This is a genomic window from Gordonia sp. 135, from assembly GCF_009720185.1.
GTDB lineage: Bacteria > Actinomycetota > Actinomycetes > Mycobacteriales > Mycobacteriaceae > Gordonia > Gordonia alkanivorans.
Window position 1 is genome coordinate 2,980,534 of sequence record NZ_CP046257.1, and the last position, 12,474, is coordinate 2,993,007.

Annotated in this window: 11 protein-coding genes; 3 read left to right on the forward strand and 8 right to left on the reverse strand. The window is 69.0% G+C overall.

Features of this window, described 5'->3' with window-relative positions; genetic code table 11:
- Positions 1-21: 21 nt before the first annotated feature.
- Complete coding sequence (locus GKZ92_RS13445; protein WP_006359301.1) at positions 22-315, reverse strand: hypothetical protein; 294 nt, start codon at positions 313-315, stop codon at positions 22-24.
- Positions 312-1,307, reverse strand: coding sequence for an acyl-ACP desaturase (locus GKZ92_RS13450; RefSeq protein ID WP_006359300.1), 996 nt, complete (start codon positions 1,305-1,307; stop codon positions 312-314). The genes GKZ92_RS13445 and GKZ92_RS13450 overlap by 4 nt, the downstream gene beginning before the upstream one ends.
- A 208-nt stretch (positions 1,308-1,515) precedes the next feature.
- Here GKZ92_RS13450 and GKZ92_RS13455 point away from each other — a divergent pair, with 208 nt between their 5' ends.
- Entirely contained in the window at positions 1,516-2,181 is a 666-nt protein-coding gene (locus tag GKZ92_RS13455) for a response regulator (RefSeq protein ID WP_155225351.1), read from the forward strand.
- Here GKZ92_RS13455 and GKZ92_RS13460 read toward each other — a convergent pair.
- The 6 genes from GKZ92_RS13460 to mqo are packed head-to-tail and all read right to left on the reverse strand — an operon-like array spanning position 2,178 to position 9,860.
- Positions 2,178-3,809, reverse strand: a complete 1,632-nt coding sequence (locus tag GKZ92_RS13460) for a GAF domain-containing sensor histidine kinase (RefSeq protein WP_035754165.1) — start codon at positions 3,807-3,809, stop codon at positions 2,178-2,180. The genes GKZ92_RS13455 and GKZ92_RS13460 overlap by 4 nt on opposite strands.
- Positions 3,806-5,266, reverse strand: coding sequence for a cobyrinate a,c-diamide synthase (locus GKZ92_RS13465; protein WP_035754114.1), 1,461 nt, complete (start codon positions 5,264-5,266; stop codon positions 3,806-3,808). Before GKZ92_RS13465 ends, GKZ92_RS13460 begins: the two co-directional genes overlap by 4 nt.
- Positions 5,260-5,877, reverse strand: a complete 618-nt coding sequence (gene cobO, locus GKZ92_RS13470; protein ID WP_035754113.1) for a cob(I)yrinic acid a,c-diamide adenosyltransferase — start codon at positions 5,875-5,877, stop codon at positions 5,260-5,262. The genes GKZ92_RS13465 and cobO overlap by 7 nt, the downstream gene beginning before the upstream one ends.
- A gap of 25 nt (positions 5,878-5,902) precedes the next feature.
- Positions 5,903-7,807 carry a VWA domain-containing protein gene (locus GKZ92_RS13475; RefSeq protein WP_035754112.1) on the reverse strand — a complete coding sequence of 635 codons (1,905 nt, stop codon included), beginning with the start codon at positions 7,805-7,807 and terminating at the stop codon, positions 5,903-5,905.
- Positions 7,804-8,301, reverse strand: a complete 498-nt coding sequence (locus GKZ92_RS13480; RefSeq protein WP_006359294.1) for a GNAT family N-acetyltransferase — start codon at positions 8,299-8,301, stop codon at positions 7,804-7,806. Before GKZ92_RS13480 ends, GKZ92_RS13475 begins: the two co-directional genes overlap by 4 nt.
- A gap of 32 nt (positions 8,302-8,333) precedes the next feature.
- Positions 8,334-9,860, reverse strand: coding sequence for a malate dehydrogenase (quinone) (mqo, locus tag GKZ92_RS13485; protein ID WP_035754111.1), 1,527 nt, complete (start codon positions 9,858-9,860; stop codon positions 8,334-8,336).
- Between the two features lie 152 nt (positions 9,861-10,012).
- Between mqo and GKZ92_RS13490 the strand changes: the two genes are divergently transcribed.
- Positions 10,013-11,074, forward strand: a complete 1,062-nt coding sequence (locus tag GKZ92_RS13490) for an alpha/beta hydrolase (protein WP_035754109.1) — start codon at positions 10,013-10,015, stop codon at positions 11,072-11,074.
- Entirely contained in the window at positions 11,071-12,468 is a 1,398-nt protein-coding gene (gene mtr, locus GKZ92_RS13495) for a mycothione reductase (protein WP_035754108.1), read from the forward strand. Before GKZ92_RS13490 ends, mtr begins: the two co-directional genes overlap by 4 nt.
- The last annotated feature ends 6 nt before the right edge of the window (positions 12,469-12,474 follow it).

Sequence of the window (12,474 nt, forward strand, 5' to 3'; positions counted from 1 at the left end):
CCCGGCGCCCGCCGGTGTGATCTACAGCTGCCCGTCCGGTGTGATCTGCAGCGGCAGTTCGCCGGTCCGGCGGATGTGGGCCCAGATGTCGGCGGATGGCACACCGAGCCGGTGCGCGGCCGACTGCAGCAGCGCGCCGAGCAGCTTGGAACTGCAGTAGGCGGCGTCGAGCGCGTCGTCGGCGCCCGTCCGGATCTCGTTCCACCATGCCGGGTTCCGGTCGGCGGCCGCCTCGGCCATCGAGATCGCCGTGGCGAACCCGGACTCGCACCCGCACGCGAGCTCGTCCACCTCCATCGGCTGTGTGAGCGTCATGCCCGGCTCCGTGCCCGCTCGCGCTGCAGGGCGCGCTCACGCGAGGCCTCGAACTTCTCGACCTTGACGTTCATCTCATCGAGGAAGGCCGCGAGCTGTTCGCGGTAGTGCTCACCGAGCGGCCCGAAGTCCTCGCGCTCGAAGATGCGCCACTTGCGCAGCACCGGCATGACCACCTCGGACATGTGCTGCGGCAGGTCGTAGATGCCGCCCTTGGCGATCAGCACCGCGTTGCGCCGGAAGTTCGGCATGGTGGCGCCGGGCATCTGGAAGTTGGAGACGATCGCGTAGATTGCGGCCATCGTCTGGTCGGGAACCAGGTCGAGGGCGCCGGCGACGATGTTGCGGTAGAAGAGCATGTGCAGGTTCTCGTCGGCCGCCACGCGCTGCAGCATACGGTCGGCGATGGGGTCGCCACAGGCCTTGCCGGTGTTGCGGTGCGAGACGCGGGTGGCGAGCTCCTGGAAGCTGACATAGGCGACGGCATAGAGCATGTCGAAGCTGTGGTCGCGCTGTCCGTCATCTTCGGGCAGCGGGTTGAAGCCGGACGTCATGTGGGCCATCCGGATCTCTTCGAGTTCGACCGGGTCGACGCCGCGGGTGACGACGAGGTAGTCGCGCATGACCACCGAGTGGCGGTTCTCCTCGGCGGTCCAACGGCCGACCCACCAGCCCCACGCGTCGTCGAGGCTGAAGTTCTCGGCGATGACCCGGTGGTACGACGGCAGGTTGTCCTCGGTGAGCAGGTTGGTGATCATCGCGGCCTTGGCGGTCTCCGACAGCTGCGACTGTTCCGGGTCCCAGTCGATGCCGCCGAGCATCGCGAAGTTGCGGCCGGAGTCCCACGGCACGTAGTCGTGCGGATGCCAGTCCTTGGTCATCCGCATGTGACGCTCCACCTCGGTCTCGCACACGGGTAGCAGTTCGCGCAGCAGGTCCGATCCGGTCATCCCGCTGTTGGTCAGTTCGGGGGGTCCGATGAGGGTGGTCACGTGCTCTCCTGGTCCGAAGGTCGGGTGGGACAGGCGGATCGAGAATCCGTCGACAACCACTCTGCGCGCCGGGACGGGTGCTGCTCGTGGGGAGAAAGTCCCGCTTCCATGGGGGCGGACGTCGCGAATCCGGCCGGGACCCTCCTCTCCGCCGACACAACGCCGGCTGTGAGTTCTCGCAGCTGAGAAGGTCCGGTACGTTCAGACCATGGCTGACGATTCGACCCCCACCCCGGTTCGCGTCTACCTCGTCGACGACCACGAACTCGTCCGACGCGGACTCCGCGACCTCCTCGGCACCGCAGGCGACATCGAGGTCGTCGGCGAGGCCGCATCCGTCGGTGAGGCGCTGGTCGGCATCCTCGCGACCAAGCCCGACGTGGCCGTGCTCGACGTCCGGCTGCCCGACGGCAACGGTGTCGAACTCTGCCGCGACGTCCGTGCGGCCGAACCGGACGTGAAGTGCCTGATGCTGACCAGCTACGCCGACGACGACGCCCTGCTCGCCGCGGTCCTCGCCGGCGCGTCGGGCTTCGTGCTCAAGCAGATCCTCGGCCACAACCTGGTGGCCGCGGTCCGCACCGTCGGACAGGGCGGTTCGCTGCTCGACGACCGGTCGACCGCCGCCCTGCTGGCAAAGCTGCGCGACGGCAAGCAGCAGGAGAAGGACCCGCTCGCCGATCTCACCCACCAGGAGCGCGAGGTGTTCAACCTCATCGGCGAGGGTCTGACCAACCGGCAGATCGCCGGACGGATGTTCTTGGCGGAGAAGACGATCAAGAACTACGTGTCCCGTATCCTCGACAAGCTGGACATGCAGCGCCGCACCCAGGTCGCGGTGATGGCGACCAAACTGCGCGACGGCAAGGACTAACCGATCAGGGGTACCGACCAGGTGAGGGTCGTCCCGCCCTCGTCGCGGTTACCGCGCGGGCGGGTCATCACGCTGAACGTCCCGTCGCAGTCCTCGGCGCGACGGGTGAGGTTCTCCAGCCCGCGGTAGGTGACGTCGGTGCCGATACCGACACCGTCGTCGGTGATCTCGACCGTCAGCACGTCGTCGGCGCGGACCGCGACGGCGATGTGTTCGGCCTGCGCGTGCCGCAACGCGTTGCTCAGCCCCTCACGCAGCACCGCGTCGATGTGGGGTCCCAGCGTGTCGGGCACCACGGTGTCGACGGGGCCGTCGAACTGGACGCTCGGTGAGATCGACGCGTGTCCGGACAGTTCGGAGACGATGTCGAGTACTCGACGCCGCAGGGTAGACCCGTCGGCGTCGGCGGTCACCGTCTGCAGGTCGAAGATCGACGTCCGGATCTGCGCGATCGTGCGATCGAGGTCGGTCATGATCTGTTCGAGTCGCGCGGTGGCGGCGGCGGGATCGGTCGACCCGGCCAGCAGCGTCTGCACCGACATACCCACCGCGAACAGACGTTGGATCACGTGGTCGTGCAGGTCACGGGCGATGCGGTGACGGTCCTCGAGCACCTCGAGGTCGCGGGCGATCTGCTGCTGTTCGGCGTAGACGACGGCCAGCGAGGCGATCTCGGCGACGCCCGCCAGTCCGGCGATCTCCTCGTCGTCCCAGTACGGACGATTGCGGTGGGTGATGAGCATCCAGCCGAAGGCACCTGATGCCCGCTGCAGCGGTTGCACCGTCGTCCAGCGGGCGCCCCGGCGCACCAGAGACGGCGGGATGGTGCCGGCGCGCAGGACGGTGGGCGCGTTCGCGTGCGGCGCGGTGAAGCTGTCGATCTCGATCCGCTCCCCGGTGTGACCGCGCAACTCCACCTCGCCGTCGAGTTCGGTGAGGAGGAAGACGTCGACCGCATCCACCAGGTCGGCGACGTCGACACACATCCGGGACATGGTGTCCGACAAAGCGATTCCGGCGAGCGGCTCCGATCCGCGGCGGGCCAGAACCTGCATCCAGCGGTGCCGGGTACGCGCACGTTCGAAGAGTCCGGCGTTGTCGATGGCGATACCGGCGGCCACCGCGAGCACCGCCACGACCGTCTCGTCGACCTCGGAGAAGTCGTCGGCCGACCGTTTCTCGGTGAGGTAGATACTGCCGAAGACCTCACCGCGCACCAGGATCGGCGCACCGAGGAAGGTGCGCATGGGCGGGTGATTCGGCGGAAACCCGACCGAGGTCGGATGCGACCCGAGGTCGTGGATGCGGTGCAGTCGCGGGTCGTCGATCAGCAGACCCAGCACGCCGCGGCCGACCGGCAGGTGCCCCATCGTCGCCCGTTGGGCCTCGGTGATCCCGATGTGCACGAACTCGCTCAGACCGCCATCGGGACCGCGCACGCCCAGCGCACCGTACTGCGCGTCCACCAGACCGGCGGCCACCTCGACGATGCGCTGCAGCGCCCGGTCGAGTTCGACACCCTGTCCGACGACGAGCACCGCCTCGAGCAACTGACGCAGCAGTTCGGGGTCGTCGGCGCCGTGGGTCGCCAGCGCGTCGAGGGTCTCGCGGAGCCGTTGTGCCGTCATCGGTGAGCCTGCGTCGAGGAGTTTGTCGGCATCGTCCACGACGAGGAGCCTACTCGGGACACGAAGCGGTTCAGCGCCTCCGGGATGGCCGCCGGATGCACGTGCAGATACGAGGCGTGGACAGCATCGGTGACGACGCCGTCGGTGGCCGGCCGGCCCTCGACGTCACGCCAGGCCCACGCGGGCGTCGACGCGTCTCCCACGTGCACGGTGCTGCGGTGGAACTCGTGCCCGGTGACGCGCTCGCCGGCACGGAACAGGACCGAGTCGCCGAGGGCCACCGCGTCGCGGTAGCCGAGCGTCAGTGTGGGCCCGAAGCTGCCGGCGATGTCGAGGACGCCGCTCATCGGGCGATTGTCGAGGCGGTCGGCCAGGTAGACCAGGCCGGCGCACTCGGCGTGGATGGGCCTGCCCGCGGCCGCGTGTGCACGCAGGTCGGCCCGCAGTTCGTGATTGGCGCCGAGTTCCTCGGCATGTTCCTCCGGGAAACCGCCGCCGATGACGACACCGGCGGTGTCCGGCGGAAGCCGGTCGCACAGCGGGTCGAACGCCACGACCTCGGCACCCGCGGCCCGCAGCATCTCGGTATGTTCCGCGTAGCCGAACGTGAACGCCGCGCCCCCGGCCACCGCAATGACGGGCCGCGAGGACGGGGCCGGAGCGCCGTCGACGTAGGGCGCGAGTGCGTCGGTCGCCGACCACGGCGCGGCGTCGGGAATCCGACGCTGCCGGGCCGCGGCCACGATCGCGGGAAGGTCGAGTGCGTCGCGCAGGTGATCGGTCATCGACGCGACGGCGGCGACCGCGTCGGCGCTGCGTTCGGCCGCGGGGATGAGTCCGAGATGGCGGGACGGCACGGTCAGCGACGGGTCGCGACGCAGCACGCCGAAGACCGGGACACCCACGCGGGCGCACGCCTGTCGCAGCACCATCTCGTGGCGCGGCGAGCCGACCCGGTTGAGGATGACGCCGGCGATGTGGACCGAGGTGTCGTAGGACAGGAACCCGTGCAGCACCGCGGCGAGCGACTGACTGTGCCCACCCGCGTCGACGACCAGCACGACGGGCGCACCGATGATCGACGCCACGTGCGCGGTCGAGCCGATGCCCAGCGCGTCGGTGTCGGCGGCGTCGGGGTCGTCGCTGGTGATACGGCCGTCGAACAGCCCCATCACGCCCTCGACGACGGCGATGTCGGCACCGGCCGAACCGTGGGCGAACAGCGGTGCGATCAGCTTCTCGCCCACCAGGTTGGGGTCCAGGTTGCGACCGGGACGCCCGGCGGCGACGGCGTGATACCCGGGGTCGATGTAGTCGGGACCGACCTTGAACGGTGCAACCCGGTGACCGGCTGCACGCAACGCGCCGATGAGTCCGGTCGTCACCGTCGTCTTGCCGCTGCCCGAGGACGGCGCGGCGATCACGACCGCCGGTGTCGCGCGGGACACGGTCACCACTCGATGCCCTTCTGGCCTTTGCGGCCGGCATCCATCGGGTGGGCGATCTTGCGCATCTCGGTCACGAGGTCCGCGGCGTCGACCAGCGCCTGCGGTGCACGGCGGCCGGTGATGACGACGTGCTGACGTCCGGGGCGCCGGGCGAGCGTCTCGATGACCTCGTCGGTGTCGACCCAGCCCCAGTCGAGCGGATAGGTGAACTCGTCGAGCACGTAGAAGTCGTGTTCGCCGGCATCGAGCCGCCGGGCGATCTCGGCCCAACCGGCGCGCGCGGCGGCGGCGTGGTTGTCGGCGTGCTCGGTGTTGGCTCGCAACCACGACCATCCCTGGCCCATCTTGTGCCACTCCACCGGACCACCCGCACCGGTGTCGGTGTGGCACTGCCCGAGAGCCAGCAACGCCGACTCCTCCCCGACCTTCCACTTCGCGCTCTTCACGAACTGGAAGACGGCGACCCGCAGACCGGCGTTCCACGCGCGCATGGCCATGCCGAAGGCAGCGGTGGATTTCCCCTTCCCGTCACCGGTGTGGACTGCCAGCACGGGCTGGTTCCGGCGCTGGCGGGTGGTCAGGCCGTCGTCGGGAACCGAGGCGGGAACCCCTTGGGGCACTGGATGTCTCCTTCAGTAACCGGTATCAGGCCGCACCGCGGGTCAGCGCGGTCGCGGACAGCTCGTCCATGGTCAGCAACTCGGCGCCGAGGTGGGAGGCGAGGTCGGCGGCGAGGCCGAGCCGCACCAGCCCCTGCTCGCAGTCGACGACCACCGACTCGATCCCCCGGCGCCGGATCGCCGACGCCGCGAGCCGCGCCCGTGCCGGGGCATCCCGGCCGGAGGTGGCGCGACCGTCGGTGAGGACGACGACGAGCGGCCGACGATTCGGTTCGGTGCGGCGACAGCGTTCGACGACGTCGCCGGCCAGGGTCAGCCCCTCGGCCAGTGGCGTCCGGCCACCGGTACGGATCTCGGCGAGGCGGCGCACCGCGATGTCCACCGACTTGGTGGGCGGCACGGCCAGCGTCGCGGTACCGCCGCGGGCGACGACCACGGCCACCCGGTCACGACGCGTGTAGGAGTCCCGCAGCATCTCGACGCACAGTTCTGCGACCGCGGTGAGCCGGCGGCGGGCGGTCATCGATCCGCTCAGGTCCACCACGAAGACGACGAGATTGGATTCCTGGCCGATGCGTTCGGCTGCGCGCAAATCGGGTGCCGCGATGCGGACCGACGACTGCGGCGCCCGGCCCGCCGCGGCGAGGACGGTGGCGAACAGGTGCACCGGCCGGCCGTCGGCGAAGTCGACGGCGTGGGTCGTGTGCCCGCGCCGGCTGCGCGCCTTCGACCGGCGGCCGGGGTCTCCGTCTCCGACCCCGGTCACGCGGAGCGCACGCACCCGGCGCCCCGTCGGCGTCGGGGCGGCACCGAAAGCGGGCCCGGGGGCCCGCTGCGACCCGGGCTCCGAGTCTTCGTGCGTATTGGCCTCTTCCGAGGCCCCGGAGGATTCCGAGGACTCCCCCGGCTCCGGGGCACCGCCGCCCGGTCCACCCTCCGGCGGTGTCGGATCGTCGTCCGGGGAATCGGGAGAGCCGGGGCCGGCGGCGTCCTGGCCGGCCGACATGGCGTCGTCGAGCTGGTCGTTCGAGAGACCGGACTCGTCGAAGGGGTTGCGGCGCCTGCGGTGCGGCAGGGCGAGTTCGACGGCGGCCCGCACGTCCTCCTCGTCCACCGTCGGAGCCCCGCGCCAAGCCGCGTGTGCGGCGGCGGTGCGCGCGACGACGATGTCGCCGCGGAGTCCGTCGACGTCGAGGTGGGCGCAGATGCCGGCGATGCGGCGCAGTTCGCGCGTCGGGATCTCGACTCCGCTCACCGCTTCCCGGGCCGCATGAATCCGTTGTGCCAGTTCATGTTCGGTTTCGAGGTACTCGGCCGCGAACCCGTCCGGGTCGGCGTCGAACGCCATCCGCCGCCGGATGACCTCGACACGTTCGTCGAGATCCTTTCCCGCGGCGACGTCGACCGCCAGCCCGAAACGGTCGAGGAGCTGCGGGCGCAACTCCCCCTCTTCCGGGTTCATGGTGCCGACGAGCACGAAATCTGCTTCCTGCGTGTGGGATACGCCGTCACGCTCGATGGTGACGCGCCCGCTCGCGGCGGCATCGAGGAGGACATCGACGAGATGGTCGGCGAGCAGGTTGACCTCGTCGATGTAGAGAACACCCCGATGGGCGCGGGCGAGGAGCCCGGGGGTGAACTCCGCGCGACCGTCGCGCAGCACGGAGGTCAGGTCGAGTGAACCGATCACCCGGTCCTCGGTCGCGCCGATCGGCAGTTCGACGACGCGCCCGGATCGGTCGTCTCCGCCGATCAGCGGGCCGAGCCCGCGCACGATGGTCGACTTGGCCGTGCCCTTCTCGCCGCGGATGAGGACGCCGCCGATGCCCGGCGAGATGGCGGACAGGACGAGGGCCAGCTTGAGCTGTTCCTGTCCGACGACCGCGCTGAACGGATAGCGGACCGGGGCCGAATCCTGGACGTCGGTCATCGGGAACCGGATCGGAGCATCGACACGTGCGGGATCCCATCTTCGAGGTACTCGTCGCCCTCGGCGACGAAACCGAACTTGCCGTACATCTCGGTGAGGTAGGCCTGCGCCTCGATCCGGCAGGGTCGGTCCCCGACCTCGTCGAGCGCAACCGTCAGGAGCCGGGCGACCAGCCCATGGCCGCGATGCGCCCGTGCCGTGCAGGCACGCCCGATCCGGTAGACGGTCCCACCGTCCGGCCCCGGCGGCTCTTCGAGGAGTCGCAGGGTCGCCAGCACGGCGTCGTCGTCGGGTTCGCCGCTCTCGGTGATCCAGAACTGACGCGTCGTCGGCTCGAGGTCACGGCCGTCGATCTCCGGGTACGGACAGGCCTGCTCCACGACGAACACGTCGACCCGGAGCCGCAGGAGCCGGTACAGCGTGGCCGCGTCGATCTCGGCAGACGTACTGCGGTGTACCTGCGGGCGCCGGTCGTGCTGCGGTTCAGGACTCATGTGTCGTGGTTAGCACAGTTGACCGCCCGGGATCACCCCGCGGTGGCGGGGGCGAGCGCGTCGGTCTGGACGGTGCTCGCATCGCGACCGGTCAGCCGCAGGGACTTGTTGGTCCAATCCCACACCTGTCGGTACAGGTCACGGTTGTCGTTGAGCGTCTGACCGAACGACGGGATGATCTCGGTGAGCTTCGGCGACCAGCCGGCGTATTCGGCCGGGAAGCACTTCTCGAGCACCGAGAGCATCGCCGGAACCGCGGTCGAGGCACCCGGGGACGCACCGAGCAGGCCGGACATGGTGCCGTCCTCGGAGGTCACCACGGCCGTACCGAACTCGAGTTTGCCGCCGACACCCGTCTTGCGAATGACCTGGACGCGCTGACCTGCGGTGATGAGCTCCCAGTCGGCTCCGAGCGCACGCGGCACGAACTCCGACAGCGTGTTGACGCGGTCGGCCTTGTTCGCGGCGAGCTCGCTGATGAGGTACTTGAGCAGGCCGAACTCCTGCGGCGCGATCGAGACCATCGGCAGCAGGTTGCCGGGCTTGATCGAGGCGGGCAGGTCGGTGATCTTTCCCGACTTGAGGAACTTGGGCGACCAGCCGGCGTACGGGCCGAACAGCAGGCCCGGCTTGTGGTTGATCACACGGGTGTCGAGGTGCGGCACCGACATCGGCGGTGCGCCGACGGCGGCCTGGCCGTAGACCTTGGCCTGGTGCTCACCGATGAGGTCGGGGTTGGTGCAGCGGAAGAACTCGCCCGAGACCGGGAAGCCACCGAAGCCCTTGGCCTCCTTGATGCCCGACTTCTGCAGCAGGTGCAGCGCACCGCCGCCGGCGCCGACGAAGACGAACTTCGCATGGACTTTCAGGACGTCGCCGGTGCGGCCGTTGCGGACCTTGACGATCCAGCTGCCGTCGGACTGCTTGGACAGGTTGGTCACCGAGTGACCGAAGTAGATGTCGGCGCCCTGCGCGACATAGTTGAGCAGCTGCTGGGTCAGCGCGCCGAAGTCTACGTCGGTGCCCTGGTCGAACCAGTTCAGCGCGACCGGGTCGGAGAAGTCGCGACCGGCCGACATCAGCGGGAGACGCTTGGTGAACTCGGCGGGATCGTCGATGAACTCCATGCCCTCGAACAGGGTCTGTCCTGCGAGGTTGTCGTAGCGCTTGCGCAGGTACTTCACGCCGGCGTCGCCGTGGGTGAAGGCGACGTGCGGGATCGGGTTGATGAACTCCGAGGGATCGCCGAGGATGCCCTTGTCGACCGCATGTGCCCAGAACTGACGCGACACCTGGAACTGCTCGTTGATGTTGAGCGCCTTGGTGATGTCGACGTCGCCGTCGGCGGTCTTGGGCGTGTAGTTGAGCTCACACAGCGCCGAGTGCCCGGTGCCCGCGTTGTTCCACGGGTCGCTGCTCTCCGCCGCAGCGGCGTCGAGCCGTTCGAACAGGCTGATGGACCAATCGGGCTGCAGCTGACGGAGCAGCGCTCCCAGGGTGGCACTCATGATGCCTGCACCCACCAACGCCACGTCGGTCTTGATCACCGTTTTCGACACCTGGACTCCACTTCAACCTGATCAACGATCTCTACATCGGCCATTGTCCAGCATGGCACGTCCTGTCACAGAATCGACCTGCTCAACTGTGGCATCCGTGACACTTCCGCGGCGTCCCCTGCCCGAGCAGACGGGTCACTAAGCTGGCTGCTGTGAGCGTATCCGCAGGCACCGGCTGGCAACCCGACCGCTTCCTGGACCACTACCAACTCCGCACCATCCCGCTGGGCGACGATCCGGACGGGGAATCACCCGTCACCGCGACCCTGATCCGCCGCGCCGAGGCGGGTGCGCGGATCGCCGGTCCGCGGCCCGTGGCCGGCGCGGTGCTCTATGTCCACGGCTTCACCGACTACTTCTTCCACGAGCCGCTGGCCGATTTCTTCACCGCCCGCGGCTACGCGTTCTACGCGATCGACCTGCGTAAGTGCGGACGGTCGCGGGAGAGCCACCACACCGCCCACTTCACGACGGACCTCGCTCGATACGACGAGGAACTCGGCCTCGCGCTCGAGCTGATCGCCGAGGAGGTGGGTGCGGACACCCGCACGATCATCGCCGGACATTCGACGGGTGGCCTGATCACCGCGCTGTGGCTCGACCGGCTGCGCGAGCAGGACCCGGCCCGGCACGGGCTCGTCGACGGCCTGCTGCTCAACTCGCCGTGGCTGGATCTCCAGGGCGACGCCGTCCTGCGGACGCTGCCGGTGACGATGCTGATCAAGGCGGTGGCCGCGGTGCAACCCACCCGCGTGATCCCGCAGGAACTCTCCTCGGCCTACGGCGAGAGTCTTCACGAGAGTGCGCACGGCGAGTGGAGTTACGACCTCGCCCTCAAACCGATGGGCGGTTTTCCGGTCACCTTCGGGTTCCTGAACGCCGTCCGCAGCGGGCAACGGCGGCTGCACCGCGGCATCGACGTCGGCACGCCGGCACTCGTGTTGCGGTCGGACAAGACCCATTTCGCGAAAAGCTACTCGGCGTCGACCGATCGCGCCGACGTCGTCCTCGACGTCCGCCAGATCGCCCGCTGGAGCGGCTGCCTCGGCGGACGCGTGTCGACCGTCCCCATCCCCGATGCCCGCCACGACGTCTTCCTCTCCGTGCCACATGCGCGTGAGCAGGCCTATCGCGAGGTCGACGACTGGCTCACCCACACCATCCGGCCCGCCACCGAATCCTCGGAAACCAGTAGGAAAGAGAGCACCCTATGACCGCCACGCAGGTCGTCGACCTGGCCATCATCGGCTCCGGCAGCGGCAACTCCATCCCCGACGAGCGCTACGTCGACAAGACGATCGCCATCTTCGAGGAAGGCGTGTACGGCGGCACCTGCCTCAACGTCGGCTGCATCCCGACCAAGATGTTCGTCTACGCGGCGGAGGTCGCCGAGATCGCCACGCAGGGAGCACGTCTCGGTGTGCACGCCAAGGTGGACTCGGTGGACTGGCCCGGCATCGTCGAGCGCGTGTTCGGACGGATCGACCCGATCTCCGAGGGCGGCAAGGAATATCGCGTCGACCGGTGCGAGAACATCACCGTGTACAGCTCCCATGTCGAGTTCGACGGCCGGGACGATGACGGCCTCTACCGTCTCGTCACCGCCGACGGTGCAACGGTTCTCGCGCGCGAGGTCGTCCTGGCCGCCGGCTCCCGCGCGGTCATCCCACCGGTCATCGCCGATTCCGGCGTCACGTACTACACCAACAACGACGTGATGCGGCTGCCGGAACTGCCGGAGCGACTCGTCATCGTCGGCAGCGGTTACATCGCAGCCGAATTCGCGCATGTCTTCGGTGCCCTCGGTTCCAAGGTGTCGATCATCGCCCGCGGCCCCGCGCTGCTGCGGAAACAGGACGCCGACATCTCCAACCGCTTCACCCAGGTGGCGAAGGAGAAGTGGGACGTCCACCTCGACACCGGGATCACCGGTGCGGAGGATCTGCCCGACGGCGGGGTACGCCTGCAGTTCGACGACGGGACCCAACTGGAGGCCGATGTCCTGCTCGTCGCCACCGGCCGGAAACCCAACGGCGACCGCCTCAATCTGTCCTCGGTCGGCATCGAACTCGACGAGGAGGGCCGGGTGCGCTGCGACACTCGCGGCCGCACCGCCGCGCGCGGGGTGTGGACGCTCGGCGACGTCAGCTCGCCCTACCAGCTCAAGCACGTCGCCAACCACGAGGAGCGGGTGGTGCAGGCCAACCTGCTCAAAGGTTGGGACGCAGACGATCTCGTCGAATTCGACCACCGGTTCGTCCCCGCGGCCGTTTTCACGCACCCGCAGATCGCCTCGGTCGGGATGACCGAGGACGAGGCCCGCGACGCCGGGTACGACATCACGGTCAAGGTCCAGGCCTACGGTGACGTCGCCTACGGCTGGGCGATGGAGGACACCACCGGCTTCTGCAAGGTGATCGCCGAACGCGGCACCGGCAAGATCCTCGGCACGCACATCATCGGCCCGCAGGCCCCGACCGTGATCCAGCCGGTCATCCAGGCGATGTCCTTCGGCCAGACCGCCCTCGAGGTCGCCAAGGGGCAGTACTGGATCCACCCGGCGATGCCCGAGGTGCTCGAGAACGCGCTGTTGGGTCTGGAGATCTAGTGGCGA